The sequence below is a fragment of the Pseudomonas sp. Z8(2022) genome (assembly GCF_025837155.1).
Lineage (GTDB): Bacteria > Pseudomonadota > Gammaproteobacteria > Pseudomonadales > Pseudomonadaceae > Aquipseudomonas.
Map to the genome: position 1 here is coordinate 709,223 of NZ_CP107549.1, position 26,507 is coordinate 735,729.

The 26,507-nt window shown below is 65.6% G+C and carries 25 protein-coding genes and 1 riboswitch; of the genes, 8 read left to right on the forward strand and 17 right to left on the reverse strand.

Annotated elements, in window-relative coordinates; genetic code table 11:
• Positions 1 to 8 precede the first annotated feature (8 nt).
• The 4 genes from OEG79_RS03380 (at position 9) to OEG79_RS03395 (ending at position 2,589) form a co-directional block, all read left to right on the forward strand.
• Complete coding sequence (locus OEG79_RS03380) at positions 9 to 653, forward strand: TIGR02281 family clan AA aspartic protease (protein WP_264147430.1); 645 nt, start codon at positions 9 to 11, stop codon at positions 651 to 653.
• Positions 654 to 764: 111 nt separating this feature from the next.
• On the forward strand, positions 765 to 1,385 hold the full coding sequence (gene ribA / locus OEG79_RS03385) for a GTP cyclohydrolase II (RefSeq protein WP_264147431.1): 621 nt from the start codon (positions 765 to 767) through the stop codon (positions 1,383 to 1,385).
• Positions 1,382 to 1,795, forward strand: a complete 414-nt coding sequence (locus OEG79_RS03390) for an MFS transporter (RefSeq protein WP_264147432.1) — start codon at positions 1,382 to 1,384, stop codon at positions 1,793 to 1,795. Before ribA ends, OEG79_RS03390 begins: the two co-directional genes overlap by 4 nt.
• The gene (locus OEG79_RS03395; RefSeq protein WP_264147433.1) at positions 1,795 to 2,589 is read left to right on the forward strand and encodes a cobalamin-binding protein; all 795 of its coding nucleotides are present in this window, start codon (positions 1,795 to 1,797) and stop codon (positions 2,587 to 2,589) included. The genes OEG79_RS03390 and OEG79_RS03395 overlap by 1 nt, the downstream gene beginning before the upstream one ends.
• A 46-nt stretch (positions 2,590 to 2,635) precedes the next feature.
• Here OEG79_RS03395 and OEG79_RS03400 read toward each other — a convergent pair whose 3' ends face one another.
• The 11 genes from OEG79_RS03400 to OEG79_RS03450 form a co-directional block, all read right to left on the reverse strand.
• Positions 2,636 to 4,501, reverse strand: a complete 1,866-nt coding sequence (locus OEG79_RS03400) for a TonB-dependent receptor domain-containing protein (protein ID WP_264147434.1) — start codon at positions 4,499 to 4,501, stop codon at positions 2,636 to 2,638.
• Between the two features lie 87 nt (positions 4,502 to 4,588).
• Positions 4,589 to 4,797, reverse strand: a riboswitch (cobalamin riboswitch).
• Positions 4,798 to 4,831: 34 nt separating this feature from the next.
• Positions 4,832 to 5,347: a histidine phosphatase family protein gene (locus OEG79_RS03405; protein ID WP_264147435.1), complete on the reverse strand. Its 516-nt coding sequence runs from the start codon at positions 5,345 to 5,347 to the stop codon at positions 4,832 to 4,834.
• Complete coding sequence (locus tag OEG79_RS03410; RefSeq protein ID WP_264147436.1) at positions 5,332 to 6,108, reverse strand: adenosylcobinamide-GDP ribazoletransferase; 777 nt, start codon at positions 6,106 to 6,108, stop codon at positions 5,332 to 5,334. Before OEG79_RS03410 ends, OEG79_RS03405 begins: the two co-directional genes overlap by 16 nt.
• Positions 6,108 to 7,163, reverse strand: coding sequence for a nicotinate-nucleotide--dimethylbenzimidazole phosphoribosyltransferase (gene cobT, locus OEG79_RS03415; RefSeq protein ID WP_264147437.1), 1,056 nt, complete (start codon positions 7,161 to 7,163; stop codon positions 6,108 to 6,110). The genes OEG79_RS03410 and cobT overlap by 1 nt, the downstream gene beginning before the upstream one ends.
• A gap of 111 nt (positions 7,164 to 7,274) precedes the next feature.
• Positions 7,275 to 9,437 (reverse strand): methyl-accepting chemotaxis protein, encoded by a 2,163-nt coding sequence (locus OEG79_RS03420; protein WP_264147438.1) that lies wholly within the window; start codon positions 9,435 to 9,437, stop codon positions 7,275 to 7,277.
• A gap of 84 nt (positions 9,438 to 9,521) precedes the next feature.
• A complete protein-coding gene (gene dxs, locus OEG79_RS03425; protein ID WP_264147439.1) occupies positions 9,522 to 11,417 on the reverse strand; it encodes a 1-deoxy-D-xylulose-5-phosphate synthase in 1,896 nt (631 codons plus the stop codon).
• 82 nt (positions 11,418 to 11,499) lie between these two features.
• Entirely contained in the window at positions 11,500 to 12,450 is a 951-nt protein-coding gene (locus tag OEG79_RS03430) for an alpha/beta fold hydrolase (RefSeq protein WP_264147440.1), read from the reverse strand.
• Between the two features lie 10 nt (positions 12,451 to 12,460).
• A complete protein-coding gene (locus tag OEG79_RS03435) occupies positions 12,461 to 15,733 on the reverse strand; it encodes a carboxyl transferase domain-containing protein (RefSeq protein WP_264147441.1) in 3,273 nt (1,090 codons plus the stop codon).
• 155 nt (positions 15,734 to 15,888) lie between these two features.
• Positions 15,889 to 16,776 carry a polyprenyl synthetase family protein gene (locus OEG79_RS03440; protein WP_264147442.1) on the reverse strand — a complete coding sequence of 296 codons (888 nt, stop codon included), beginning with the start codon at positions 16,774 to 16,776 and terminating at the stop codon, positions 15,889 to 15,891.
• Positions 16,773 to 17,015 (reverse strand): exodeoxyribonuclease VII small subunit, encoded by a 243-nt coding sequence (locus OEG79_RS03445; RefSeq protein ID WP_264147443.1) that lies wholly within the window; start codon positions 17,013 to 17,015, stop codon positions 16,773 to 16,775. The genes OEG79_RS03440 and OEG79_RS03445 overlap by 4 nt, the downstream gene beginning before the upstream one ends.
• 77 nt (positions 17,016 to 17,092) lie before the next feature.
• Positions 17,093 to 17,869, reverse strand: coding sequence for a sulfite exporter TauE/SafE family protein (locus OEG79_RS03450; RefSeq protein WP_264147444.1), 777 nt, complete (start codon positions 17,867 to 17,869; stop codon positions 17,093 to 17,095).
• A 169-nt stretch (positions 17,870 to 18,038) separates the two neighbouring features.
• Between OEG79_RS03450 and OEG79_RS03455 the strand changes: the two genes are divergently transcribed.
• Positions 18,039 to 18,911, forward strand: a complete 873-nt coding sequence (locus OEG79_RS03455) for a DMT family transporter (protein ID WP_264147445.1) — start codon at positions 18,039 to 18,041, stop codon at positions 18,909 to 18,911.
• 180 nt (positions 18,912 to 19,091) lie between these two features.
• On the opposite strand, the gene ppa is transcribed toward OEG79_RS03455, so the two are convergent.
• The 3 genes from ppa to OEG79_RS03470 form a co-directional block, all read right to left on the reverse strand.
• Positions 19,092 to 19,619: an inorganic diphosphatase gene (gene ppa, locus OEG79_RS03460; RefSeq protein ID WP_013717208.1), complete on the reverse strand. Its 528-nt coding sequence runs from the start codon at positions 19,617 to 19,619 to the stop codon at positions 19,092 to 19,094.
• 79 nt (positions 19,620 to 19,698) lie between these two features.
• On the reverse strand, positions 19,699 to 20,526 hold the full coding sequence (locus OEG79_RS03465) for a zinc-dependent peptidase (RefSeq protein WP_264147446.1): 828 nt from the start codon (positions 20,524 to 20,526) through the stop codon (positions 19,699 to 19,701).
• 101 nt (positions 20,527 to 20,627) lie between these two features.
• Complete coding sequence (locus tag OEG79_RS03470; RefSeq protein ID WP_264147447.1) at positions 20,628 to 21,083, reverse strand: GNAT family N-acetyltransferase; 456 nt, start codon at positions 21,081 to 21,083, stop codon at positions 20,628 to 20,630.
• A 245-nt stretch (positions 21,084 to 21,328) separates the two neighbouring features.
• Between OEG79_RS03470 and mpl the strand changes: the two genes are divergently transcribed.
• The 3 genes from mpl to OEG79_RS03485 are packed head-to-tail and all read left to right on the forward strand — an operon-like array spanning position 21,329 to position 23,603.
• Positions 21,329 to 22,684, forward strand: coding sequence for a UDP-N-acetylmuramate:L-alanyl-gamma-D-glutamyl-meso-diaminopimelate ligase (gene mpl / locus OEG79_RS03475; protein WP_264147448.1), 1,356 nt, complete (start codon positions 21,329 to 21,331; stop codon positions 22,682 to 22,684).
• The gene (gene ubiX, locus OEG79_RS03480) at positions 22,685 to 23,314 is read left to right on the forward strand and encodes a flavin prenyltransferase UbiX (protein ID WP_264147449.1); all 630 of its coding nucleotides are present in this window, start codon (positions 22,685 to 22,687) and stop codon (positions 23,312 to 23,314) included. It abuts the gene before it with no gap.
• Complete coding sequence (locus tag OEG79_RS03485; RefSeq protein ID WP_264147450.1) at positions 23,307 to 23,603, forward strand: YceK/YidQ family lipoprotein; 297 nt, start codon at positions 23,307 to 23,309, stop codon at positions 23,601 to 23,603. Before ubiX ends, OEG79_RS03485 begins: the two co-directional genes overlap by 8 nt.
• A gap of 18 nt (positions 23,604 to 23,621) precedes the next feature.
• Here the strand turns inward: OEG79_RS03485 and OEG79_RS03490 are convergent, their stop codons facing one another.
• The 3 genes from OEG79_RS03490 to OEG79_RS03500 form a co-directional block, all read right to left on the reverse strand.
• Positions 23,622 to 24,101 (reverse strand): YbaK/EbsC family protein, encoded by a 480-nt coding sequence (locus tag OEG79_RS03490; RefSeq protein WP_264147451.1) that lies wholly within the window; start codon positions 24,099 to 24,101, stop codon positions 23,622 to 23,624.
• Positions 24,102 to 24,259: 158 nt separating this feature from the next.
• A complete protein-coding gene (locus OEG79_RS03495) occupies positions 24,260 to 25,126 on the reverse strand; it encodes an MBL fold metallo-hydrolase (RefSeq protein WP_264147452.1) in 867 nt (288 codons plus the stop codon).
• A gap of 78 nt (positions 25,127 to 25,204) precedes the next feature.
• Positions 25,205 to 26,383, reverse strand: coding sequence for an acetyl-CoA C-acetyltransferase (locus OEG79_RS03500; protein ID WP_264147453.1), 1,179 nt, complete (start codon positions 26,381 to 26,383; stop codon positions 25,205 to 25,207).
• Between the last annotated feature and the right edge of the window lie 124 nt (positions 26,384 to 26,507).

Below are 26,507 nucleotides of genomic sequence, written 5' to 3' on the forward strand. Positions count from 1 at the left end.
TCTTATTCATGCAGCTTCGTCACTGTCTCGCCATGCTGGCGCTGGTGTGTGCGAGTCCTTCCTGGGCGGCTTCTCAGGTGCAGGTTGTCGGCCTGTTTCCCGGCGCGGCGGTGATCAACGTCGATGGTCAGCGCAAGCTGGTTCGCGTCGGTGACACCGGCCCGGATGGCGTGCAGGTGGTCAGTGTCGACAAGCAGGGCGCCGTGTTGCGCATCGATGGTGTCGAGCGCGCCTATCCCATGAGTCGCGAGTACAGCGGTGGTTTCGCCGAACCGGTGAAAAAGCGCCTGAGCATCGCCAAGGGCATTGGCGGTCACTACTGGGTGGCGGGCTCGGTCAATGGCCAGACGGTGCAGTTTCTGGTCGACACCGGGGCCACGTCGGTGGCGCTCAACGACGCCCACGCCAGGCGCCTGGGCATCGACTACCGGGTCAGCGGCCGGCCGCTGCAGGTCAACACTGCCAGCGGCGTGACCCGTGGCTGGCGGGTAATGCTCGACCGGGTCAAGGTCGGCGATCTGGAAGTGCTGGGCGTCGAGGCCGTGGTGCTGGAGGGCGGTGCTCCGCACGAGGCGCTGCTGGGCATGAGCTTCCTCAGTCGGGTGGGGTGGCGCGAGGAGCAGGGGATGCTGGTGCTGGAGTCCAAGCTCTAAGACAGCCATAGACCGTTTCGATACAGATCATCGGCAATTCTGACTGACCGGTGGGCAGGGGCTGCTGATACAATGCTGGCCCTGTTTAGTACTCATTGCTAGGAGTATCCGGTGTCCGTCGTGTTCGTCGCCGCCTCCCAACTGCCCACGCCCTTCGGTGTGTTCACCATGCATGGCTTCCTCGACGAGGCGACCGGCAAGGAACATGTGGCCCTGACCCTCGGTAACGTCGCCGATGGTGCTCCGGTGCTGGGGCGTCTGCACTCCGAATGTCTGACCGGCGATGCCCTGTTCAGCTTGCGCTGCGACTGCGGTGCGCAGCTGCAGGCGGCGCTGCAGGCCATTGCCAACGAGGGCCGCGGCGTATTGCTCTACCTGCGTCAGGAAGGCCGTGGCATCGGCCTGCTGAACAAGATCCGCGCCTATGAGCTGCAGGATGGTGGTGCCGATACCGTCGAGGCCAATGAGCGTCTGGGGTTCCGCGCCGACCAGCGCGAATACTCGATCTGCCTGCCGATGCTCGAGCATCTGGGCATCAACAGCCTCAAGCTGATGACCAACAACCCGCGCAAGGTCAAGGCGCTGGGCGATATGGGCATCGCCGTGGACCATCGGGTTCCACTGCAGATCGCGCATAACCCCTACAACAAGCGCTATCTCGCCACCAAGGCCGGCAAGCTCGGCCATATGCTGGGTAATCAGCATCAGGGCGAGACCGAGGAAAGCCTGTGACCCGAGGCCAGGTGAAACGCCGTCTGGCGTTGGCCTGGTGGCGTCAGCTGGCGGTGGCTCTGGCTCCGGTGTTGGTGTTCAACCTGCTGTTCGGCGGGGGTGGGCACACCGTATTGAGCATGCCGTTGTTCATTGCCGGGCTGGCGTCGATGTTCGTCAGCCTGCCGCTGTTCTCCGCTTACAAACGGGCGCTGATCGCCACCCAGCACGCACTCGACAGTGACCAGGAACCGGCCGCCTGGCTGGAACTGGACCGGGTTCGCCTGCGTGCCCTGCTGGGCGCCGCCGCACCGGCCTGGGTTGGCGCGCTGGCGGTGTTTGCCGGGCTCGAGGCAATCCCCCTGGTGCTGCTGGCGCTGTCCAGCGTCGTGCTGCACTGCCTCTATCGCATTCCCCGCCAGCTGGGCTGATGCGCGCGCTGCTACTGGTACTGTCCCTGCTGGCGATGCCGCTGATGGCCGCGGAACGGGTGGTCAGCCTGGCGCCTTCGCTGAGTGAAATCCTCCTCGATCTGGACGCTGGCGATCTGCTGGTCGGTGTGTTCGAGGGCGATGCCGTGCCGCAAGAACTGAGTCGTCTGCCACGGGTCGGTCGGCATGGCCAGATCGAATTCGAGCGTCTGCTACAGCTTGATCCGGATCTGGTGCTGGCCGTGCCCGGCAGTGTGCCGCCGGCCCAGCTGGCGCAATTGCGCCGCCTCGGTATAGCCGTGCTGCTGGTCGGACCAAGTCGGCTCGAACAGATGCCCGATTCATTCATGTTGATTGCCGAGCAGGTCGGCCGTCGCGAACAGGGACAGCGTCTGGCCGATGACTTCGCGAGGACAGTGGCCGCGTTGCGCAGCCGCTACCATCGGGACCGCCCGTTGGAGGTGTTCTATCAGATCTGGCATCAGCCGCTGTACACCATCGGTGCAGGGCAGCTGCTCGGCGATGCCCTGGCCGTCTGCGGCGCGCGTAATCTGTTTGCCGACCTGCCGCAGCCGGCGCCGCAGGTGAGTATCGAGGCGGTGCTGGCGCGCGATCCGCAAGTGATTCTGGGCGGCAGTGATGCAGAGCTCGATGGCTGGCAGAGCTGGCCGCAACTGCGTGCAGTACAGCTGGATCAGGTATGGCCCGTGCCGGATAGCGGACTGGAACGGCCGAGTTTCAGGATGCTGGGGGCGCTGCAGCGCTTGTGTGAAAGCCTGGCTCGAGCCCGGTAAGCGCTGTCCAAGCAGCGCGGCGGGTGCCGGGCTGCTTGGCGGCAGATCAGAACTGCGGCGTCCAGGTGACCGAGAACAGGGCGGTGCGGCCTTCCTCGCGATAATCATGGACGTCCGGGGACGGCCACACCGTGTACTGGGCGCGGGTGTAGTCCTTGTCCAGCAGGTTATCGACTTTTAGAGCCAGCTCCACTTCTTCGCTGGCCTGCCAGCTGCCGCGCACCGCTAGAAGGCCGTAGCCGGCGAGTTCCCGCTCGTTGTCGGTATCGTCATAGGAGCTGCTGATCGCCTGCCAGCCGGCTCCAACCGAGAACGCGCCGAACTGGCGGTCAAGGTCCAGGCTCAGGGTACGACGGGCGCGACGGTTGAGGGTATGGCCGGTTTCGACGTCGCGTGGATCGGTCAGTGACACCCCCAGATTGGACTCCCAGTCGCCCAGTCGCTGCTGCAGCGAGGCCTCGAAGCCATTGATGCGGGCGCGGTCGAGGTTCTGCATCGTCCAAGTGCTATCGGCGACGATGGCGTTGTCGATCTTGGTTCGATACAGAGAAACCTCGAGGCGCGTCTCTTCGGCCAGTTGGCTGCGCCATTGCAATTCGACGCTCTTGGACTCCTCCGGCTGCAGATCCGGGTTGGCGCCCCAGCCGGCCGGGGCGTAGATGTCCTGGAAGGCCGGTGCGCGGAAGCCGGTCGCGTAGGACAGGATCAGGTCGTTGTCGAGATTGATGTGCCAGGTCAGCGCCCCATTGAAAGTGTCATGGTTGCCGAACTGCTGGTTGCGGTCCTGGCGTGCGCCCAGCTCCGTGGAGAACAGCTCGCCGTTGTAGCGATGCTGCAGCAGCAGACCGCGGTTCCAGCGGTTGTCCTGGCTGTAGGCATTGTTGCTGTGCAGCCTGTCTTCCAGCCAGTCGGCGCCGACCAGCACGGAGTGGCGCTCGTCCAACTCCAGCGTGTTGAGCCAGGAAACCGAGTCGCGGTAGGTGTGATTGTGGCGGCTATTGCGGGTGTCGTCGTAGGCTGTCCGGTAGCGGTTTTCGCTGTGGCCGAGTTCCACCCGACTGTTCCAGCTGTCGGTCAGTTGTGCATCGACATGGAAGGCCTGGCTGCTGACCTGGAAGTCCTGGTAGGGGTAGCCCCCGCCGCTGTCGTTATCGAACTCTACCTCGCCGCGTTGTTCCAGCAGGCTGAGACCCAGACTTAGCTGTTGGCTGAGACGGTGGCTGAGGTTCAGGCTCAGGGCATTGTTGCGGTAGGCATCGTGATCCTGGTCAGAGCCTGCATTGGCATGTGTCGAGCGGTTGATGCCCTGGGTGTCCGAGCTGCTGGCGTTGAGGCTGAAACGGGTGTCGTCATCGGCCAGCGCCAGGCCTGCGCTACGCTCCCAGTTCTGCCGGCTGCCATAACCGAGGCGTACATGGCCGCTGCGCTGTCCGGCTTCCGCACGGCGGGTGAATATCTGAATCACGCCACCGACTGCGTCGGCGCCATACAGCGTCGAACGCGGCCCGCGGAGGATTTCCACGCGTTCGATCTGGTCGATGCTCAGCCACTCCAGAAACGGGGTGCCGGAGGAGGCGTCGGCGATGCGCTGGCCGTCGACCAGCACCACGTTCTGCGCGGTCTTGGTGCCGCGAATGAACAGGCTGGTGAGGCTGCCGCGACCGCCGCTTTGCACCACTTGCACGCCGGGGGCGCGCTGCAGGAGATCCAGCACGCTGCTGGGCTGCAGACGCTCGATGTCAGCCCGGGTGAATACGCTGCTGGCCACCGTGGTGGCGCTGCGCGATTCGACCTCGCGGTTGGCGGTGATCAGAGTGTCCTGGAGTTTCAGCGCGTCATCGCGCGACGGCGTATCGGCCAGGGCGAAGCCAGGCGCCAGGGCGACAGCCAGGGCAAGGCGGGACAGTTTCATCAGGGATCCTCAAAAGAGTCATGTACTTTTGAGGAGGGCAGGAGCAAGCGCACGCGAGGGCACGCTTGACGGTGATGCCCTCCGCAACACCAGTCGGTTCCAGTCGGCCGGTCTCCGGACTCATGACCTCAGCCGCGCCACCTTCCCAGGTCGAACCCAGTGGTAATACGGGGGCTGTGCCTTCTGCAGAAGGCGGTCATTTACCGTTGCGGGGGCAGTGCCGGAATGGCCCGGGTGGGCGTCACCGGCTTCCCGTTTAACGCAAGAACTTGCGCACCGATAGGAAAACCCGCGCACCTTAGCCGCAGACGGGCGCTGGCGCAACGCCTGCTAGAGGACGATCAGCTTGGCGTGAGGTACCGGACAGGCGAAGGCCTGCTCCAGTGTCAGGCCGGAAAACTGGTGCCAGAGCACGCGGATCGGGCCTGCGTGGGTAATTAGCAGATGATCGCCTGCTGGAAAACCGGCAATGCATTCATCCACACGTGAAATTAATTCAGCTAGCGATTCGCCGTGAGGCGGCGCTACGGTCTGCCAGTGATCACCCCAGTGCCGCGCCTCGGGTCCGTCCAGCTCCGCCCAGCTTTTGCCTTCCCAGGCGCCGAAGTTCAGCTCCATCAGCCGCGCGTCGAGATTGACGCGCATGTCCAGTGCCTGTGCCAGCTGCACGCAACGCGCACTGGGGCTGCACAGCACCGGCGGCAGCTGGGCGCCGAAGGTCTGCACCAACTGGCGCTTCAGGGCGGCGGCTTCGTCGGCAAAGCTGGCGGCCAGGGGCACGTCACTCTGCCCGTAGCACAGGCCGCTGGCCGCCACGCGGCTGTGGCGTACTAGATAAAGCGGCACAGGGCCAAGACCGCGAGGAGGAACGTCAGCTCCGAAAGCTGCTGCAGCGCGCCCAGGCAGTCGCCGGTGAAGCCGCCGATCCACTTGCGCAGCCAGCGGGCGAACCACAGGCGCAGCAGCACCAGCGGCAGCAGTGCCAGCCAGAACAGCGGCGGCAGCTCGATGAACAGGAACGGCAACAGGGCCAGGGCGATGGCGAGGGCAAAGCCGCCGAGGCTGATCTCGATGGCCAACGGTTTGGCCTTGCCCTCGGGGCGGGCGTAGGGCTCGTTGAGCATCATGCTGGCGGCATTGATGCGACTGACCGTATGCGCCAATACCAGCACCGGTAGCAGGAACTGCGCCGGCAGCGACCACAGCAGCAGGAACTTGCCGGCCAGCGCGCTGACCAGCGCCGCCGCGCCATAGGTGCCCAGGCGCGAGTCGTGCATGATGGTGAGGATGCGCTCGCGCTCCCAGCCACCGCCCATGCCGTCCATGCAGTCGGCCAGGCCGTCCTCGTGGAAGCAGCCGGTCAGCAGTAGGCCAAACACCATGGAAATACAGATCGCCACCGGCATCGGCCAGAGCAGCCCGGCGCCCCACAGCACCAGAGCGCAGAGACCGCCGATCAGGCTGCCGATCAGCGGGAAGTAGATTGCCGCATGGTTCAGCTCGGTCTCGGAGTAGGGCACGGCGGCCGGAATCGGAATGCGTGTGAAGAACTGCAGCGACAGCAAAAAACGATCGCTTTCACGGCGTAACCACGAGCGCTGATCCATCAGCTGACCTTGTCGCCGGTCACGCCGGCCTCATCGAACGAACTCATCTCGGTGAGGAACGCGCAGGCCGACTCCAGCAGCGGATAGGCCAGCACTGCACCGCTGCCTTCGCCCAGGCGCAGATTCAATTGCAGCAGCGGCGTAGCGCCCAAGTGCGCCAACAGCAAGGGGTGGCCGCCCTCGTCGGAGCGGTGGCCAAATACCGCGTAATCACGCACCGCCGGGGCGATGTGGATGGCGGCCAGCAGTGCGGCAGTGGCGATAAAACCGTCGATGATGATCAGCGCGCCTTGTTCCGCGGCGCCCAGCATGGCGCCGGTCATCATCACCACCTCCAGGCCGCCGACTTCGCGCAGTGCCTGCTGTACGCTATACGGTCCCGGCCCGACCCGCTGCATCACCGCCTTGAGGATCGCCAGCTTGCGTTGCAGCCCGCCGTCATCCAGGCCGGTGCCGCGGCCGGTGCAGGCCGCCAGGTCGATGCCGGCCAGCATATGCGCCAGCAGGCTGGCGCAGGAGGTGTTGCCGATGCCCATCTCGCCGAAGGCCAGCACATTGCTGCCCTTGGCCACTTCCTCATGGGCCAGGCGCCGGCCCGTGGCCAGGCATGCGTTGACCTGCGCATCGCTTAGCGCTGCCTCATGCAGGGCATTGCGCGAGCCGAAGGCGACTTTCTCGTGGCGCAGCGGCAGGTCGGCGGCAAAGGTGGAATTGACCCCGGCATCGACCACCTGCAGGGCAAAGCCATGCTGGCGGGCAAAGACATTGGTGGCCGCACCGCCAGCGAGAAAGTTATGCACCATCTGTACGGTGACTTCGGCCGGGTACGCGCTGACTCCGGCCTGGGCCAGGCCATGGTCGGCGGCGAAGATGCTCAGGCTGGGACGCGACAGTTTGGGCGTCAGGCTTTGCTGGATCAGGCCGATCTGCAGGGCCAGGATTTCCAGCGATCCCAGAGCGCCGAGCGGCTTGGTTTTGTGGTCGATCTTGTGGCGCAGCGTCGCAGCCAGCTGTTGCGGCACCGGCGCGACGGAGAATTCAGGGCAATCGGACATGTTCACACTTTGGGTAGGATGGCCGGGCGGCCGGAAGGCGCCGCCAGCCGGCGGCGTGCAGCGCGGCTGGCACCATAGAGATCTGCGTCGCGAAGCACAAGCGCCTGTGGTTCAGCTCCGCGCCGGCTGGCTAAGGCGGCTGGCGGTCTTGTGCAGATCGAGGACGCGCTGGGCCAGGGCCTGGGCGATATCGAGGGTTTCGTCGGCGCTGCGCCGGGTCACCACGGCCGCGTCGCTGATCGCCTGGGCCTGCCGGGTTACCGCGTTGACCTGGGCCAGTTGGCTCTGCATGGTCTGGCTCAACTGACCCTGGCGCTGCTGCATGGCCTGCACCTGATCCTCGATACGCGCCAGTGCCTCGGTGGCTTCGCCGGCGCGGTCGACGCTGGCATGCGCCGCCTGCTGGCAACTGAGCATGCTCTCCAGCGCGTTCCGGGTCTGCTGGCGCACGCCGCTCAGAGTCTGGGTGATTTCCTCGGTGGCGCCGGCGGTACGCTGGGCCAGGCTGCGGACTTCCTCGGCGACCACCGCAAAACCACGGCCGCTTTCACCGGCGCGGGCGGCCTCGATGGCGGCGTTAAGCGCGAGCAAATTGGTCTGATCGGCGATGGCATGGATTGCCTCGCTGATGTGCTGAATGGCCTCCGCCTGACGACTGAGCGCCTCGAGGCTGGCACTGGCCTGCTCGATGCGCGCAGCCAGCTGGCTGACATCGCTGGCGTTATGTCTGACCGCGGTGTTGCCCTGTTGGCTGAGGGCCAGGGCCTGGCGTGAGGCCTGTTCGCTATCGAGGATATGCTCGGTGGCCAGGCTGATGCTTTGGTTCGACTCGAGCATCGACTGCGCGGTGTGCTGCGCCGCAGCAAGGCCGCTGCCGGCGCTGCGGCTGGCCTCGTGGGAGATGTGCATCAGCCGTTCGGAGGTGCTGTGCAGAGCCTGACCGGCACTGAGGATGCCCTGCATGGTGACGTCCATCTTGTCGACGAAGCTGTTGACCCAGCCGGCCAGCGCGCCGGATTCGTCATGGCGAAACTGTTCCATGGCCAGGCGACTGCTCAGCGGTGCGCCGCACTCGGCGGTGTCGAGGAAAAAGTCGGACAGGGCCTGCAGTTTGCGTGAACGCGGGCGCAGACTGAACGCCCAGTACGCCAGTAGTCCGGCGCCGGCGGCAACCGCGCTGAGCGGGTTGGCCAGCTCCGCGGCCTGTTGCTGCAGCGTCCAGTGCAGAGCGCCGAGCGCCGCCAGACCGAGGCCGGCGTGGCTGAGCAGGGTGTAGCTGAGGCTGCGTTGGCGATACACCTCTTCCAGGTCACCCTCGCACATCAGCCCCCACTTGTCCGGCGAACCTGGCAATTGCAGGGTCAGACCAGCACCTACCACCGGCACGTAGCGGTAGTCCGGGTAGCCGGGGTAAAGCACGAACAGGTTGCGCCCGCTGGCGATGGTTTCGCGTATGCCCGGGTGCAGTTGCTGGTTCGCCGGATTGGTGAAACGAATTTCAAATTCTGTGTGCTGGCGCACACTTATGGTGCCATAAGGGGTCTTGATGCCCTGTTTCAGGTTGTCGCCACCGCTGAAGGTGCTGTCCTCGAAGCGCGAGCGTGACAGGGCGGTGCCGGAGGCGATACTCGGGTCGAACTGGCTGTCGACCATGAACAGGTAGTTGTCGCCCGAGTCGCGGTAGACGTGGCCGGCCTCGCGCTGGATCAGGTCGCTCATCACGTCGTTGGGGATGCGTGCGCACAGGCAGCCGAGCACCTTGCCCTCGTGCAGCACCGGTTGATGGAACATCAGCGTCACGGCGTCGTGGAACTTCGAGGTGGTTGGCCCCAGTTGCTGGGTAAGCGGGTCGACATAGGGGCCCAGCAGGAACTGGCCGGCCAGGCCGCGCCGCAGCGCCTCTGGCGGATGGCGCTGGCCACCGCGTGGTGCGTGGCTGGAGGCAAGGATGCTGCCGTCGGGATCGACCACGAAAAGCTCGGAAACTTCCGGCTGATACTGACGAATCTGGTTCAGTTGAGCTGAACTGGGCGGCCAGTTCAGGCTGCAGCTTGCGGCGATCAGCTGCAGTGACTGCCAATGCTGCAGGGTCCAGTTGATCAGCAGATCGACGCGGGTTTGTGCCAGCCCGCTGAAGGTTTTTTCGATGCGCTCGAGCTGGCTGCGATTGCAGCGAAACGACCAGCGCATCCTCAGCTTGCCGGTACGGCCAAACCAGGGCAGCCAGTGTCGCTCATGCGGCTGCAGATGCATGTCGTTGCTCAGTAATGCCATGTTGATGCCCCATCACATCGCGCCGCCAGGTGCTGCGCGAAAAAGGCCCGGTGTGAAGCAAATACCGGGCCGGGGAGCGAAGCATCAGCTGGACAGTAGTGTCAGACGGGTGCGGATGGCGGCTTCGATACCGGCTTCGTCGAGGCCGCATTCGGCGAGCATCTGGCTCGGTTTGGCGTGCTCGACGTAGTAGTCGGGCAGCCCCAGGTGCAGCAGCGGCTTGACGATGTTCTCGGCGGCGAGAAATTCGCTGACCGCGCTGCCGGCACCGCCCATCACGGTGTTTTCCTCGATGGTCACCAGCAGCTCATGGCTGCCGGCCAGTTCGCGCAGCAGGGCTTCGTCCAGTGGTTTTACGAAGCGCATGTCAACCACGGTAGCGTCCAGCGTCTCGCCGACGCGCAGGGCTTCGGCCAGTTGTACGCCGAAGACCAGCAACGCAATCTTCTGGCCCTGGCGGCGGACCATGGCCTTGCCGATCTCCAGCGGTTGCAGGCCCGGTTCGAGCGGCGCATTGGGGCCGGTGCCGCGCGGATAGCGCACGGCGGCCGGGCCGTCGAACAGGTGGCCGGTGGTGAGCATGCGGCGCATCTCGTTCTCGTCACTCGGGGTCATCACCAGCATGCCGGGGATGCAGCGCAGGTATGACAGGTCGAAGCTGCCAGCGTGAGTCGGGCCGTCTTCGCCGACCAGGCCGGCGCGGTCGATGGCGAACAGCACGTCGAGGTGCTGCACGGCGACATCGTGGATCAGCTGGTCATAGGCGCGCTGGAGGAAGGTGGAGTAGATCGCCACCACCGGCTTGGCACCTTCGCAGGCCATGCCGGCCGCCAGGGTCACGGCGTGCTGCTCGGCAATCGCCACGTCGAAGTAACGATCGGGGAAGCGTTCGCTGAAGGCTACGAGATCAGAGCCTTCCTTCATCGCCGGGGTGATGCCGACCAGGCGTGGGTCCTGCTCGGCCATGTCACACAGCCACTGGCCGAACACGTTGGAGTATTTCGGGCCACTCGGCTTCTTCGGCGCGGCGACCGGGGTCACCGGCTCCAGCTTGGTGATGGCGTGATAGCCGATCGGGTCGGCCTCGGCCGGGGCGAAGCCCTTGCCCTTCTTGGTCACCACATGGAGGAACTGCGGGCCCTCCAGGTCGCGCATATTGCGTAATGTAGCAAGCAGCGTTGGCAGGTCGTGGCCGTCGATGGGGCCGACGTAGTTCCAGCCCAGTTCCTCGAACAGGGTGCCGGGCACCAGCATGCCCTTGGCGTGCTCCTCGACCTTGCGCGCTATTTCCCAGGCGCCCGGCAGGCGCGAGAGGATCTTCTTGCTGCCCTCGCGCATGCTGGCGTAGGTGCGGCTGGAGATGATCTTGGCCAGGTAGTTGGACAGGCCGCCGACATTCTTGGAAATCGACATGTCGTTGTCGTTGAGGATCACCAGCATGTTGGCGCCGACGTCGGTGGCATGGTTGAGCGCCTCGAAGGCCATGCCGGCGGTCAGGGCGCCGTCGCCGATCACGGCCACGCTCTTGCGTTTCTCGCCTTTCAGACGGGCGGCGATGGCCATGCCCAGGGCTGCGCTGATGCTGGTGCTGGAGTGGCCGACGCCGAAGGTGTCGTACTCGCTCTCGCTGCGCCGCGGAAAGGCGGCCAGGCCGTCCTTCTGGCGCAGGGTGCCCATGCGCTCGCGACGGCCGGTGAGGATCTTGTGTGGGTAGGCCTGGTGGCCGACGTCCCACACCAGGCGGTCGTCGGGGGTGTCGAAGACGTAGTGCAGGGCAATGGTCAGCTCGATCACGCCTAGGCCGGCACCGAAGTGCCCGCCGCTCTGGCCCACGCTGTAGAGCAGGTACTGGCGCAGTTCGTCGGCGAGTGTTTCCAGGTCCGCTTCGGCCAGGCGGCGCAGTTCGTCGGGCGTGCTGGCGCTGTCAAGCAGCGGCGTCAACGGGCGCTCGCGGGGGATCTCGTGGAAAGTGGTCGGCATCAGGCGAATCGTTATAGGCGTAAAAGATGCGGCAGTTTACCTGATGCCGGGAAAACAGCCCAATCTGCTGACCACATCGGCGTCACCGGTAGTTTCTTGCGAGGAAATCCAGCAGCAGGGCGCTTACCCGTTCGCCGCATTCGCCCTGCAGCCAGTGGCCTGCACCGGACAGGTCGTGGCGTTCCAGGCGTGGCACCTTCTCGCCCATGCGCTTGAGCGTCGGCGCCTCGAAGCGGCCCACCGGGTCATTCTCGCCGAGCAGGAACAGCGTCGGCTGCTCCACCTGCAGACCGGCCAGATGTTCGGTGCGCTGCCAGTTGCGCTCGAAGTTGCGGTACCAGTTCAGCGCGCCGCGGAAGCCGTGGCGCTCGAAGGTTCGCAGGTAGTGGGCGAACATCGTCTCGCTGCACCAGGGCGGCAGTGGCAGGTCATCCGGCATGCCGTCGAACAGCCGCGCATCGGCCGGTTTGTCCGTCGCCAGCAGGGCATCGCCCAGACCGCCGAGCAGCAGGCGCAGACTGCGGCCGATGTCTGCGTCCAGTTCGGCTTCGGCCACGCCTGGCTGCTGGAAGTAGAGGATGTAGTGGAAGCGCCCGGAATAGGCCTCACGCATCATCTCGATGGCCGGGCGTTTCGGCCGGCCGCCGAAGGGTACCGACAGTGCGCCGAGCGCCCTGACCCGCTCAGGCTCCAGCAGCGCCAGGTTCCAGGCCACCGGCGCGCCCCAGTCGTGGCCGACCACCGCGACCTCGTGCTGGCCAAGCATGTCCATCGCCGCCTGGATATCACCACACAGGCTGAGCAGGTCATAGTCTGCCGGATCAGTCGGTGCGCTGCTGGCGCCATAGCCGCGCATCTCCGGGGCGAACACGCGGTAGCCGGCGGCGGCCAACGCTTCGATCTGCGGGTGCCAGGCGTACCAGCATTCGGGAAAGCCATGCAGCAGCCACACCGGTTTGCCGTGCTCGGGGCCGGTGCTGTACAGGCTGAGTTCGATGCCATTGACGGCGAGCAGGCGGTGATCGATATGCATGGAGATGTCCTTACCAGGTGTCGACGAAAGGACGTTTCTTGCCGTCGCGCCTCGGCGGACGCGGCGCCGCGTTGAGGCCGCGCAACAGCCAGGCGCGGCTGTCGGCCGGGTCGATCACGGCGTCGATCTCAAGATAGCTGGCCATGTTCAGCGCCTTGCCGTTGTCATAGGCCTTGGTCACCAGCTTGTCGAACAGTGCCTGACGTGCGGCATCGTCCGGCTGTGCTGCCAGCTCCTTGGCAAAGCCCAGGCGTACCGCGCCTTCCAGTCCCATGGCACCGAATTCGCCACTGGGCCAGGCGGCGGTGAACAGCGGCGAATGGAAGCTGCCGGCCGCCATGGCCTGGGCGCCGAGGCCGTAGCCCTTGCGCAGCACCAGGGTGAAGAAGGGCACCGTGAGGCTGGCGGCGCTGACGAACAGACGCGAGACGTGGCGCACCGTGGCCTGCTGCTCGGCTTGCGGGCCGACCATGAAGCCGGGGGTGTCGCACAGCGAGACGATGGGCAGGTCATGGGCTTCGCACAGTTGCAGGAAGCGTGCGGCCTTGTCGCCGGCCACGGCATCGATGGCGCCGCCCAGGTGCGCGGGGTTGTTGGCGATCAGACCGAAGGGTTTGCCCTCAATGCGGATCAGCGCGGTGACCAGGCCGGGGGCGAACTGGCGGCGCAGTTCCAGCACGCTGCCGTGATCGGCCAGCAGTTCGATCACCTGGCGGATGTCGTACACGCGCAGGCGATTTTCCGGGATCACATGGCGCAGCTCGCGGGGATCGCTGCATTGCCAGTCGCTTACCGCGCCCTGGAAATAGCCCATGTACTGCTTGGCCACAGCGACCGCTGCGGCTTCGTCTTCCACCAGTACGTCGATCACCCCGTTGGGGCTCTGCACACTGGTCGGGCCGACCTGCTCGGGGGTGAAACTGCCGAGGCCGCCGCCTTCGATCATCGCCGGGCCGGCCATACCGATGCTGGCGTTACGAGTGGCGATGATCACGTCACAGCAACCGAGCAGCGCGGCGTTGCCGGCGAAGCAGCGGCCGGAGACCACACCCACCGTCGGCACCAGGCCGGAGAGTTTGGCCATGGCGACGAAGGTGTGGCAGTCCAGCCCGGCCACGCCGACGAAATCGGTATCGCCCGGTCGGCCGCCGCCGCCTTCGGCGAACAGCACGACCGGGAGGCGCCATTGTTCGGCCAGGGCCAGCATGCGATCGGTCTTCTTGTGGTTCATCACGCCCTGGGTGCCGGCGAATACCGTGTAGTCGTAGGCGATGGCCATGCAGCGTGCGGCCTCGGCGCCGAAGCTCGCGGCGTTCACCGTGCCGATACCGGCGACCAGGCCGTCGGCCGGACTCAGCTCCAGCAATTCCTCTGGCGAGCGGCGACGGCGCTGAGCGGCCAGAGCCATGGCGCCGTATTCGATAAAACTGCCGTCATCGAGCAGGTCCGCGAGGTTCTCCCGCACCGTGCGCTGGCCGGTCCTGCGCCTTTTCGCCACGGCGTCGGGACGGTGCGCATCGGTCAGGCGGGCATGGCGCTCGAGCACTTCGGCCAGATCGGCGCGGATATGCGCCAGGTCGACCGCCTGCTCGCCGTGGGCGTCGAGGCCGTCCACCTCGGCCGGCTGCAGAAATGCCAGCGCCTGGCCCTCACCGATGGCGTCACCAGGGGCCACGGCCAGCACACGGACGATACCGCTGTGCTCGGCCATGACCTCGAATTCCATCTTCATTGCCTCCAGTACGGCGATGCGCTGGCCTGCGGCCACGGCGTCACCCTCGGCGACCTCCAGGCTGACCAGCACACCAGCGCTGGGTGCGCTCAGGGCCAGAGTGCCGGGCGGAGCATCGACAATGGCCTTGGCGCTTTGCAGGGTGGCGTCAGCGGCGAAGTAACGGTGCGGGTGAGCCTGTTCACGCGCCGCCAGCAGGCTGTCCAGATGGCGCTCGACGTAGGTGGTGTCGACCTGATTGGCGATCACCGCCTCGCTTTGCAGCAGGTTCTGCAGCAGGTGCAGGTTGCTCGCCACACCGTCGAGGCGGAACTCGCACAGCCCCCGGTAGGCACGGCGCAGGGCGCCGGGGTAGTCGCTGGCGCTGGCGATCAGCTTGGCGATCAGCGAGTCGTACGCCGGACTGACGACGTAGCCGGCATAGCCGCAGCCATCCACACGCAGGCCGGGGCCGGAGGGCGGTTGGTAGGCGCCGAGCACGCCGCTGGCCGGGCGCGCGCTGCCATCGGCGAGCAGGGTTTCCAGGTTCAAGCGCACCTGCACGGCATAGCCCTTGGTCGCGGGCGGTGTGAGCAGGTTCAGCTCGGCCAGGCTTTTGCCGGCGGCCAGGTGCAGTTGCGTGTGCAGCAGGTCGACGCCGGTGACCTGCTCGGTGACGGTGTGCTCCACCTGCACGCGCGGGTTGGCCTCCATGAAGTAGAAGCGTCCCGGCTGGTCGAGGTCGAGTAGAAACTCGAAGGTGCCGATACCTTGGTAGCGCACCTCGGTGGCCAGGCGCAGGGCGCTGGCGATGATGGCGTCACGGGTGGCCGCATCCAGATCGGGGCTGGGCGCGATTTCCACCAGCTTCTGGTGGCGGCGTTGCAGGCTGCAGTCACGTTCCCACAGGTGGCTGACTGTGCCGCTGCCGTCACCGAGCACCTGCACTTCGATATGTCGGGCGCGGCACACGCGCTTTTCCACGTACAACGCGTCACTGCCGAAGGCGCCCTGGGCCTCGGAGGCGCAGCGGGCGAAAGCCTCGGCCAGTTGCGCCGGCTCGTCCACCGCACGCATGCCGCGCCCGCCGCCACCAGCCAGGGCCTTGATCATCACGCTGCCGTGTGCGGCGAGAAAGGCGGCGGCCTGCTCCAGCGTCACCGCCTGGTTGATGCCGGGCACCAGGGGGACGCCGCAGCGTTCGGCGAGATCGCGGGCGGCGGCCTTGTCGCCGAACAGTTGCAGTGTCTCGGGCGTGGGGCCGACGAAGGTCAGCCCAGCGGCCTGGCAACGGCGGGCGAACTCGGCGTTCTCGGCGAGAAAACCGTAGCCGGGGTGGACGGCCGTGCAGCCTTGTTCACGAGCAATGGCGATCAGCTGATCCATATCCAGATAGGCCGCGACTCCGCGACCGGCCAGCGCCACGGCCAGGTCGGCCTTGCGCGTATGCAGGCAGGCGTTGTCGTCTTCGGCGAATACCGCCACCGAGCGAATACCGAGATCTGCACAGGCCTGGGCGATACGAATTGCTATCTCGCCACGGTTGGCGATCAGCAGGGCGGGGAAGGGCATGGCGGCTCCTGACGTCTTGTCGTTATGGAGCCCATCTTAGGTGGCTGGCTGCCTGGGTAAAGCAAGCCTTATGTGGCGATCATGCCGATATAGATGCAAATGATGATGGCGTGCGCTGCGGCGACAGCCGCTCCCACAAGCGTTATCTGCGGTCGCTAGCTGCGTCGTTCGACTATATAGCGCGCCAGTTCACGCAGTGGTTCTGCGCTGTTGCCGAACGGACGCAGCACGTGCAGGGCCTGATCGCGCAGTTCCAGGGCGTAGTCCTTGGCCGCGTCGAGGCCGAGCAGGGCGGGGTAGGTGGGTTTGTCGTGGGCTTCGTCCTTGCCCTGGGTCTTGCCCAGGGTGGCGGTATCGCTCTCCACGTCGAGAATGTCGTCCTGCACCTGGAAGGCCAGGCCGATGGCGCGGGCGTATTGCAGCAGCGCCTTGCGCGCCAGTTCGTCGGGGTTGCCGCTGGCCAGGGCGCCGAGCACGACGCTGGCCTCGATCAGGGCGCCGGTCTTGTGCCGGTGCATGACTTCCAGCGCCTGCTGGTCGAGCTGCAGGCCCACCGAACCGAGGTCGATGGCCTGGCCGCCGACCATGCCCGCCGGGCCTGCAGCCTGGCTCAGCAGTTCGATCATCTGCAGGCGCGTCTCCGCCTCCTGCGGGTTGCGGCGACGGTCGGCGAGCACCTCGAACGCCAGGCTCTGCAGCGCGTCGCCGGCGAGTATGGCGCTGGCTTCGTCGAAGGCCTTGTGCGTGGTCGGCTGACCACGGCGCAGGTCGTCGTCGTCCATCGCCGGCAGGTCGTCATGCACCAGTGAATAGGCATGGATCAGCTCCACCGCACAGGCGGCTCCGTCGGCACGCTCGATATCGCCCTCCAGCGCTTCGCAGGCGGCGTAGACCAGCAGCGGACGCACGCGTTTGCCGCCATTCATGACGCTGTAGCGCATGGCCTGGTAGAGCCGTTCGAGTTCTGTGCGTGGGGGCTGGAACAGGGTGTCCAGGGCAGCGTCGACGCGGTTCTGGCAGCGCTTCTGGTACGCCGCGATCATGCCGTTTCGTCCGAGTCGAAGGGCGCTGTCTGCAGTTCGCCATCGCGCTCCAGCAGGATCTGCACCTTCTGCTCCGCCTGGGCCAGGGCGGCCTGGCATTCGCGGGTCAGACCGATGCCCTGCTCGAAGGCGGTCAGCGAGTCTTCCAGCGACAGCTCGCCGCTCTCCATGCGCTCGACCAGCGTCTGCAATTCGGCGAGGGAGTGTTCGAAGTCGGGAGCGGCTTTCTTGCGGGCCATGGCGGCGAGTCTCGGGCTGCTTGGAAACCGCGCGACACTAGCAGAGCCAGGCCTTTCGGGCAAATCAGCGGGTCATGTCAGGCTGCGAAATAGGTGCTCCAGAAGTAGTACAGGGTCATGCAGCTACCGACCAGAATCACGAAGCTGCGCAGAAGCGTCGGCGGCAGTTTTTCGCCCAGTGCGCCGCCGGCATAACCGCCAATCGTGGCGCCGGTAAGCAGGATGGCCAGTTCGTACCAGCTGACCCGGCCGGCGATGACGAAAGTCAGCGTGGCGATGCTGTAGATCACCGCCGATATCAGGTTCTTCAATGCGTTGGAACGGGCCAGAGGGTGGCCTTCGATGGAGAACGCAGCCAGCTGCAGAATGCCCATGCCGGCGCCGAAATACCCGCCGTAGATCGAAACGCCGATGTGCGCACCCAGCGACAGTGGCGTATGAGGCGGGTGTTCGGATTCCCTGCTCTTGCGCCGCTCCGCCAGCCAGCGTCCCAGCCAGGGACTGGCGGCAAACAGTGCAGTGGCTGCCAGCAGCAGCCAGGGAATCAGCACGCGGAACACATCGTCGCCACCTGCCAGCAGCAGCAGGCCGCCGAGCAGGCCGCCGGCCAGGCCGGCCAGCAGCAGCGGAATCAGGTAACGGCCCAGTGGCCGCAGCGAAGCGCGCGCGGCCCAGGCGCCGGCCAGGCTTGCTGGCCACAGTGCCACGGCATTGGTGGCGTTGGCGGTCACGGGTGGCAGGCCCGCCGCGAGCAGGGCCGGGAAGGAGAAGAAGGTGCCGCCGCCGGCCAGGGCATTCATGCCTCCGGCGGCAAAACCGGCGAGGGCCAACAGCAGCAGATCGAACAGAGTCATCGGTCAGGCTCGCACAAAAAAGGTGCAGCATAGGGCTGACCTTCTGGTCAGCCAAGTGCTACCAAGAGTTAGGTGACATCTTCGCTGGAAGTGGCGTTCGCAAGTGGCGAGGCAGCCCGATGAGGCATATAGTTAGTTGCCTTGCTAATTATGGCGCATCGAGGAACCGATGACCTCCCTTCCGCTGTCAGGCGCCAACCGTCCGCTCACTGGCATTGGGCTCATGCTGGTTGCGACCTTCATGTTCGCCAGCCACGATGCCATGTCCAAATACCTGTCGGGCTTCTACCCGATCATCCTCATCGTCTGGGCGCGCTATCTGATACACACCCTGCTGATGGCCGGAATCTTCCTGCCGCAATCCGGGTTGCGCGTGCTGCGTACCAAGAGCCCCGGTCTGCAGATACTGAGGGCACTATGCCTGCTGGGCGTCAGTCTGCTGTTCACCGCCGGCCTGATGTTCATCCCTCTGGCCGAGGCCACCTCGGTGATCTTTCTTGCGCCCTTGCTGGTCACTGCGCTGTCGGTGCCGCTGCTTGGCGAGCGCGTGAGCCCGGGGCAGTGGGCGGCAGTGATCGTCGGCTTCGTCGGGGTGCTGATCATCGTGCATCCGGGCGGCAGTCTGTTCACGCCTGCAGTACTGTTGCCGCTGAGTGCAGCGTTGTGTTTCAGCTTCTACCAGATCCTCACCCGGCGTCTGAGCGAAGTGGACAGCGCAACCACCAGCAACTTCGTCGCCGGCCTGGTCAATACGCTGGTAATGAGCGTGCTGGTGCCGTTCTTCTGGCAGCTACCCAGTTTCTCGCATGGTCTGATGATGCTGGCGCTGGGCGGCTGCGGCATGGCCGCGCACCTGCTGCTGACCCATGCCTTTCGCCACGCCGCCCCGGCATTGCTGGCGCCTTTCGGGTATGTGCAGATCGTGTTCGCCGGCATGCTTGGCCTGCTGATATTCGCGCACACACCGGACCTGATGACCTTGTCCGGCATTCTCATCATATGCCTCAGCGGTTTGGCAGCGGCCTGGCAGAGTCGTCGCTAGGCGTTTTTTCGTTTGCAGGTGCCCGGGCATGATCCGTTCCTGCAGAGCCTTCCGGGGTTGATCTGCAGGGCCATGTCCAGCGCCTGATGTACTTGGCGCTGGCTGCGTCGAATGTGCCACGGGTTTGCTGCAGGCAATAAAAAAGCCGGCTTGTGGCCGGCTTTTCGGAGGTGTCAGGGCTTACTTCTGATAAGCCGCGACTGCCTTGTTGATCAGGCCGCGGGCTTCTTCAGCGCCGCCCCAGCCTTCTACCTTGACCCACTTGCCCTTCTCGAGATCCTTGTAGTTCTCGAAGAAATGCTTGATCTGCTCGATCAGCAGCGCGGGCAGGTCGGTGTATTCCTGAACGTCCTTGTACAGAACGGTCAGCTTGTCGTGCGGAACGGCAACCAGCTTGGCGTCGCCGCCGGCTTCGTCGCTCATGTGCAGTACGCCCACCGGGCGAGCGCGGATCACCGAACCCGGTGCAACCGGATAAGGGGTCACGACCAGCACGTCGAGGGGGTCGCCGTCGTCAGCCAGGGTATGCGGGATGAAACCGTAGTTGGCCGGATAGAACATCGGGGTGGCCATGAAACGGTCGACCATCAGGCAGTCGGTGTCGTGGTCGATCTCGTATTTGATCGGCGCGTGGTTGGCCGGGATTTCGATGGCGACGTAGATGTCGTTCGGCAGGTCTTTGCCAGCCGGGATCTTGCTGTAGCTCATGGGGTGAACTCCCAGGGAGAGGCCAAAAAAGTGGGGCGCATTATAGGCGTATTCGCATGGCGTTACTACGCCGTTCGAATCAGCCATTGGTCGCGGTTTCGACCGCCCTGTAGTCGGGGTGTTCCGCCTGCAGACGCTGCAGGCGGGCGAGAGTGTCCTGGCGGTAGAACAGTGTCAGCTGCCGGTACACCTCGGGAAAGGCCGCGGCCAGCAGGTCCGGGGCGCTGAAGAAGTATTCGCTGGTCACGGCGAAGAATTCCGCCGGGTCTTCGGCGGCATACGGGTCGATGGCGGTTTCCGCCTCGGGGTTGGCGTCCAGTTCGGCGTTGAGCGCGTCATAGGCACTCTGCATGGCGTGAGCCCAGTCCTGCACGCGCATGTCGCGGTGCAGTGGCGGCAGACCGTTGGCGCTGCCGTCGAGCATGTCCAGCTTGTGCGCCAGTTCGTGAATCACCAGGTTGTAGCCTTCCCAGCCGCCGCTGGACTCGACGCCGGGCCAGGCGAGGATGACCGGGCCCTGTTGCCAGGCTTCGCCGCTGCGGGCATCGTCCCATTCATGCTCGATGCCGCTGGCGTCGCGGTGGCGCTGCGGGCTGACGAAGTCGTCCGGGTAGAGGACGATTTCGTGAAAACCCTGGTACCAGTTCAGATCACCCAGGTGCAACAGCGGCAACTGCGCCTGGGCGGCCAGCAGCAGGCGCTCGACCGGGCCCAGCTCCAGGCCGGACAGGGCAGTCAGGTGCTTGTCATGCAGGAACAGTACGGAGCGTTCGCGCAGTTGCTGCTCTTCACGTGCGTCGAGGCCATCGAGAATGGGCAGGCACCTGCGCACTTCGGCCCAGTGGACGGGATCGACTGGGTTGCGTTCGAGGGTGCGCCGACGGCGCCAGGCCTTGAGTGACCACATCAGGAGTGCTTCGCTAAGGAAAACCCGGCCACCTTAAGTGGGGTGGCCGTTCACGGCAAGCCGGCGTGAGCGCCTGTTCGGGGGCTGCGCGCGTTGGCTGTTCAGTCCCCGTTGATCGGCAGGACGTAGTTCTTGAACTGCTCGTCCTCACGGAAGCCGATGGACTCGTAAACCTTCTGCGCCACCTCGTTGTCGCGGCTGGTGGCTACGCGCATGCGCACGGCGTTGGTGTCCTTGGCCATCTGCTTGGCGGTGTGCAGCAGGCGGTCGGCGACCAGTTGGCGGCGGGCATCCTCGGCCACGTAGATGTCGTTGAGAATCCACACGCGTTTGAGCGAAAGCGAGGAGTAGCTGGGGTAGAGCTGGCAGAAACCGAGCAGCTTGTCTTCATCGTCAGCCAGGGCCAGGTAGATCACCGATTCCTTGCGCCGCAGGCGCTTCTCGAGAAACTTGCGCGACGACTCGGGGTAGGGCAGCTCGTTGTAGAACTCGCGGTACTTGACGAACAGCGGGGTCAACAGGTCCAGGTGCTCCAGGGTGGCTTGGACGATGCGCATGGTGGGCCTCGGCTTCTCTCTGTTATGGGGCAGGAGTGGCGATGCAGCTGTTGTGCCAGCGGTCAGCCGATGCTGCCTCAAAGCCAGTTGAAAGCGCAATCCAAGCAAGCGTTTGATTTGTTGTGAACGGCAACTTGGTCGGCGTGCGTCTGTCTGAGCAGGTCGCAGCAGTCGCCTGACGGGCGCTGTGCTAACCTGCCGCCATCGCTTCATGCCCCTGTGTCGGGCTTTCTCAGAGGTCATCAATGCACATCCACATTCTCGGCATCTGCGGCACCTTCATGGGTTCGCTCGCCGTTCTGGCCAAGGAACTCGGCCACCGCGTCACTGGCTCCGACGCCAATGTCTACCCGCCGATGAGCACCCAGCTCGAGGCGCAGGGCATCGAACTGATGCAGGGTTATGACCCGGCGCACCTGCAGCCGGCACCGGACCTCGTGGTGGTGGGCAACGCCATGAGCCGTGGCAATCCGGCAGTCGAGTATGTATTGAACAAGGGGTTGCCGTACGTTTCCGGTCCGCAGTGGCTGGCCGACCATGTGCTGCAGGGGCGCTGGGTGATGGCGGTGGCCGGCACCCACGGCAAGACCAGCAGCTCCAGCATGCTGGCCTGGGTGCTGGAGCACGCCGGCATGGCGCCGGGCTTTCTGATCGGCGGCGTACCTCAGAACTTCGGTATCTCTGCGCGTCTGGGTGACACGCCGTTCTTCGTGGTCGAGGCCGATGAGTACGACAGCGCCTTCTTCGACAAGCGCAGCAAGTTCGTCCACTACCGTCCGCGTACTGCCATTCTCAACAACCTCGAGTTCGACCATGCCGACATCTTCCCGGACCTGGCCGCCATCGAACGGCAGTTCCATCACCTGGTGCGGATCATCCCCAGCGAGGGCCTGGTCATTCATCCGGCCAGCGAAGCTGCGCTGGCGCGGGTGATCGAGATGGGCTGCTGGACACCGGTGCAGACCACCGGCGAAGGCGGGCAATGGCAGGCGCGCCTGCTCAGCGCCGATGGCTCGCGCTTCGAGGTGAGCTTCGACGGCAAGGTCGAGGGCGTGGTGGACTGGCAACTGACCGGTCAGCACAATGTCGCCAACGCTCTGGCGGTGCTGGCGGCAGCGCGCCACGTTGGCGTGGTGCCGGCGCTGGGCATCGAGGCGCTGGGCAAATTCATCAACGCCAAGCGGCGCATGGAAAAGGTCGCCGAGGTGAACGGCGTGACCATCTTCGATGATTTCGCTCACCACCCGACCGCCATCGCCACCACTCTGGACGGCCTGCGCAAGCGCGTCGGCGACGACACCCAGGTGATCGCCGTCATCGAACCGCGTTCCAATTCGATGAAGCTCGGTGCCCATCGCGACGGTCTGGCTGAATCCGCCGAACAGGCCGATGCGGTGTTCTGGTATGCGCCGCCGAATCTGGGCTGGGATCTGGCCGCCACCGTGGCGCAGGCGCGCAACCCGACGCGTGTGTGCGACTCGCTGGAGTCGATCATCGACGGCGTGAAGGCCCTGGCGCGCCCCGGCACCCAGGTGGTGGTGATGAGCAACGGCGGTTTCGGTGGCCTGCATGGCAAGCTGGCCGAGGCTCTGGAGGGATAGATGTCGGGACCGGAACGCATAACGCTGGCGATGACCGGCGCCTCGGGCGCGCAATACGGTCTGCGCCTGCTCGATTGCCTGGTGCAGGAAGAGCGCGAAGTGCACTTTCTGATCTCCAAGGCCGCACAGCTGGTGATGGCCACTGAAACCGACGTGGCGCTGCCGGCCAAGCCGCAGGCGATGGCGCAGTTCCTCACCGAGTACACCGGCGCTGCGCCCGGGCAGATCCGCGTCTACGGCAAGGAAGACTGGATGGCGCCGGCCGCCTCCGGCTCCGGCGCACCCACCGCGATGGTGGTGGTGCCGTGCAGCACCGGCACCTTGTCGGCTATCGCCACGGGGGCCTGCAACAATCTGATCGAGCGCGCCGCCGACGTGGCACTGAAGGAGAGGCGCCAACTGATTCTGGTGCCTCGCGAAGCGCCCTATTCGAGCATCCATCTGGAGAACATGCTCAAGCTGTCGAACCTCGGCGTGACCATCCTGCCGGCATCGCCCGGTTTCTATCACCAGCCGCAGACGCTGGATGATCTGGTGGATTTCGTGGTCGCGCGGATTCTCAACTGCCTGGGTATTCCCCAGGACATGCTGCCCCTCTGGGGCGAGCATCACATGGTGTCGGATGACTGACGGCGTGCGCCTGCTGCTATGCGCCTTGGCGCTGCTGAGCCTGGGCGGCTGTGCCACGGTGCGCACACTGGATGCGGCCAAGCCCGGTGCCCCGGTGGTCTACGCCGGTACTCGACTGGACTGGTACTCGATCAATGGCGGCTGCTGCCCGCTGGACCGTTTCGGCGCCGAGGCGCCGCGTTATCCCGGGCTGGACCTGCCGGGCAGTGCATTGCTCGATACCCTGCTGTTGCCGTTTTCGCTGGCTACCGCGCTGGGTGTAAGCCTGGGCGTCAGCGGCGGCTTGTAGCCCGCTGCCAATCGGCGCTTAGCAGGTTTCCGCTTCCACTTCCTGACACACGTCGATCCACTCGGCGCTCACCAGTTCGGCCATGCGTTGCGGGGCGATGCGCACGGCGCTGTGGGTAGCACCGGCTGCCGGCAGCACTTCGTCGAAGGCCAGGAGCGAGCGGTCGCAGTAGACGCTCAGCGGTGTGGCCAGGCCGAACGGGCAGACGCCGCCCACCGGGTGGCTGGTCAGCTCGACCACGGTCTGCGCATCGAGCATGCGCGCCTTGGCGCCGAAGCATTCCTTCATCTTGCGGTTGTCGATGCGCGCGTCACCGCGGGCAACGATCAGAACGTCGCGTTCGGCAATGCGAAAGGCCAGGGTCTTGGCGATCTGTCCCGGCGCCACGCCGTGCGCTTCGGCAGCCAGCGCCACGGTGGCGGTGCTGGTCTGCAGTTCGATGATCGAAATGTCGGGCGCCTTGGCGGCGAAGAAGGCACGTACAGAGGCCAGACTCATGAAGCGGTCCCCAGGCTGTCGGGGTGGGCACGACGCCATGGCCAGCCGGATGCTGGTCAGGTGCAGCCCCTTCTGCGGAGGCCGGCGTGGTCGTGACCACGGCAGAAACAAGCGGCCATGCTCGCGCTGCATGGCCGGCCCGTCAAGGCCCGTTGGCCTCAGTTTTCCAGCATATTTGCGGTTTTTACCGCTTCATCGAGACCGTAGCGGCCTTTTTCGTCACTCGTTACCCGGCCCATGGCCACATCCGGATCGTGGGTGAAGACCAGTCGGCCGCCGCGGGAGAACAGATCGCTGAGTAGCGCTTCCTTCTCTTCGATGAGGCCTTCGGGGAAGCGGTCGTAGCCCATGGTGATCGGCAGATGTACCCAGGGCGCACCGGGGATCAGGTCGCCCGGGAAGACCACCGGGCCGCCCGGCATGGCGACTTCCGGCAGCAGCTGGCCCGGGGTGTGGCCGTCGCTCCAGTGCAGGCGCCAGTCCGGGCCTAGCAGCTCGCAGTGGCTGCCTTCGTCGATCAGCTCCAGACGGCCGCTGGCCTCCAGCAGGTCGAGCAACTCCGGAATGTAGGAGGCACGGTCACGGGCGTGCGGCTGGCGCGCACGTAGCCATTGACGACGGCCGGTGAGAAAACGGGCGTTGGGAAACAGCAGGCGCGCCGGCTGGCCTTCTTCCCAGGCCGCGAGCAGGCCACCGGCATGATCGAAGTGCAGGTGGGTCAGCACCACGATATCGATGTCGGCATCGCTCAGGCCGAGCTTTGCCAGCTCGTCGAGCAGTACGTGATGGTCTTCCTGCACGCCGAAGCGCTGCTTCATCTCGGGGCTGAAGAAGGCGCCGATGCCGGTTTCCACCAGGATGTTGCGTTCATCCTCCTGCACCAGCAGGGCGCGGCAGCCGAGGTCGATGCGGTTCAGCTCGTCGGCCGGCATCCAGCGCTGCCAGAGCGCCTTGGGCGCGTTGCCGAACATGGCGCCGCCATCGAGTTTCTGGCTGTTGCCGGTCAGGGTGGTCAGGGTTCGCATGGGGTCTCTCTTGTTCTTGTCAGTGAAGGAAAGGGGCGGGGGATCGGCAACTGCGATCCACCCGGGTTGGCGATTGTTTCAGCGTTCGACCGCCAGTGCCACGCCCTGGCCGCCGCCGATGCACAGAGTGGCCAGGCCGCGGCGAGCGTCGCGGCGCTGCATTTCGTGGAGCAGGCTGACCAGGATGCGGCAGCCGGAGGCGCCGATGGGGTGGCCGAGGGCGATGGCACCGCCGTTGACGTTGACCTTGGCGCTGTCCCAGTGCAGTTCGCGGCCGACGGCAATGGCCTGGGCGGCGAAGGCTTCGTTGGCCTCGATCAGGTCCAGCTGCTCCAGGCTCCAGCCAGCACGCTCCAGCGCCTTGCAGCTGGCGAACACCGGGCCGATGCCCATCACCGCCGGGTCTACCCCGGCGCTGGCGTGAGCAGCGATGCGCGCGAGCACCGGCAGTTGCAGTTCGGCGGCCTTCTCGGCGCTCATCAGCAGTACGGCAGCGGCGCCGTCGTTGAGGGTCGAGGCGTTGCCGGCGGTCACCGTACCCTCACCCTTGAATGCCGGGCGCAGCTTGGCCAGGCTTTCCAGGCTGGTGCCGGCGCGCGGCTGTTCATCCCGGGCGAAGCGCAGCGGCTCGGCGCCGCGCTGGGGAATTTCCACCGGGACGATCTCGTCGGCGAAACGACCGGCCTCGATGGCGGCCTGGGCGCGCTGCTGCGAGCGCAGGGCGAAGGCGTCCTGCTCGGCGCGTGACACGCCGTACTGTTCTGCCAGGTTCTCCGCGGTGATGCCCATGTGGTAGTCGTTGAAGGCATCCCACAAGCCGTCCTGGATCATCGTATCGACCAGTTGTGCATGGCCCATGCGCAGGCCGCTGCGTGCGCCCGGCATGACGTAGGGCGACAGGCTCATGTTCTCCTGGCCACCGGCGATGACGATTTCTGCATCGCCGCCGCGAATGGCCTGGGCGCCGAGGATGACCGCCTTGAGGCCGGAGCCGCAGACCTTGTTCAGAGTCATGGCCGGCACGGTGTGCGGCAGACCGGCGAGCAGTACGCTCTGCCGCGCCGGGTTCTGCCCGCTGCCGGCGGTGAGCACCTGGCCTAGGATCACCTCGTCGACCTGTTCGCCCTCGATGCCGGTACGAGCCAGCAGTTCGCGGGTCACGGTCGCACCCAGCTGCGGTGCAGGAATACGGCTCAACGAGCCCTGGAAGCTGCCGATGGCGGTACGGCAGGCGGCGACTATCACAACTTCACGCATAACATTTCCTCGCCGATGTCCGGCGCATGCTTGGGTCGCGCGACCCACTACGGGAATAAAAAAGCGCGGCGCCGAGGCAGCCGCGCAACACGCTCAACAGTTGCTGAATCTGTTCCTGGTCTTG

Excerpts from the sequence above, each read along its gene's own strand:
- OEG79_RS03380 (WP_264147430.1), top strand. The coding sequence starts at position 9 with ATGCAGCTTCGTCACTGTCTCGCCATGCTGGCGCTGGTGTGTGCGAGT.
- OEG79_RS03395 (WP_264147433.1), top strand. The coding sequence starts at position 1,795 with ATGCGCGCGCTGCTACTGGTACTGTCCCTGCTGGCGATGCCGCTGATG.
- OEG79_RS03400 (WP_264147434.1), bottom strand. The coding sequence starts at position 4,501 with ATGAAACTGTCCCGCCTTGCCCTGGCTGTCGCCCTGGCGCCTGGCTTC.
- OEG79_RS03410 (WP_264147436.1), bottom strand. The coding sequence starts at position 6,108 with ATGGATCAGCGCTCGTGGTTACGCCGTGAAAGCGATCGTTTTTTGCTG.
- cobT (WP_264147437.1), bottom strand. The coding sequence starts at position 7,163 with ATGTCCGATTGCCCTGAATTCTCCGTCGCGCCGGTGCCGCAACAGCTG.
- OEG79_RS03420 (WP_264147438.1), bottom strand. The coding sequence starts at position 9,437 with ATGGCATTACTGAGCAACGACATGCATCTGCAGCCGCATGAGCGACAC.
- dxs (WP_264147439.1), bottom strand. The coding sequence starts at position 11,417 with ATGCCGACCACTTTCCACGAGATCCCCCGCGAGCGCCCGTTGACGCCG.
- OEG79_RS03430 (WP_264147440.1), bottom strand. The coding sequence starts at position 12,450 with ATGCATATCGATCACCGCCTGCTCGCCGTCAATGGCATCGAACTCAGC.
- OEG79_RS03435 (WP_264147441.1), bottom strand. The coding sequence starts at position 15,733 with ATGCCCTTCCCCGCCCTGCTGATCGCCAACCGTGGCGAGATAGCAATT.
- OEG79_RS03440 (WP_264147442.1), bottom strand. The coding sequence starts at position 16,776 with ATGATCGCGGCGTACCAGAAGCGCTGCCAGAACCGCGTCGACGCTGCC.
- OEG79_RS03445 (WP_264147443.1), bottom strand. The coding sequence starts at position 17,015 with ATGGCCCGCAAGAAAGCCGCTCCCGACTTCGAACACTCCCTCGCCGAA.
- OEG79_RS03450 (WP_264147444.1), bottom strand. The coding sequence starts at position 17,869 with ATGACTCTGTTCGATCTGCTGCTGTTGGCCCTCGCCGGTTTTGCCGCC.
- OEG79_RS03455 (WP_264147445.1), top strand. The coding sequence starts at position 18,039 with ATGACCTCCCTTCCGCTGTCAGGCGCCAACCGTCCGCTCACTGGCATT.
- ppa (WP_013717208.1), bottom strand. The coding sequence starts at position 19,619 with ATGAGCTACAGCAAGATCCCGGCTGGCAAAGACCTGCCGAACGACATC.
- OEG79_RS03465 (WP_264147446.1), bottom strand. The coding sequence starts at position 20,526 with ATGTGGTCACTCAAGGCCTGGCGCCGTCGGCGCACCCTCGAACGCAAC.
- OEG79_RS03470 (WP_264147447.1), bottom strand. The coding sequence starts at position 21,083 with ATGCGCATCGTCCAAGCCACCCTGGAGCACCTGGACCTGTTGACCCCG.
- mpl (WP_264147448.1), top strand. The coding sequence starts at position 21,329 with ATGCACATCCACATTCTCGGCATCTGCGGCACCTTCATGGGTTCGCTC.
- ubiX (WP_264147449.1), top strand. The coding sequence starts at position 22,685 with ATGTCGGGACCGGAACGCATAACGCTGGCGATGACCGGCGCCTCGGGC.
- OEG79_RS03485 (WP_264147450.1), top strand. The coding sequence starts at position 23,307 with ATGACTGACGGCGTGCGCCTGCTGCTATGCGCCTTGGCGCTGCTGAGC.
- OEG79_RS03490 (WP_264147451.1), bottom strand. The coding sequence starts at position 24,101 with ATGAGTCTGGCCTCTGTACGTGCCTTCTTCGCCGCCAAGGCGCCCGAC.
- OEG79_RS03495 (WP_264147452.1), bottom strand. The coding sequence starts at position 25,126 with ATGCGAACCCTGACCACCCTGACCGGCAACAGCCAGAAACTCGATGGC.
- OEG79_RS03500 (WP_264147453.1), bottom strand. The coding sequence starts at position 26,383 with ATGCGTGAAGTTGTGATAGTCGCCGCCTGCCGTACCGCCATCGGCAGC.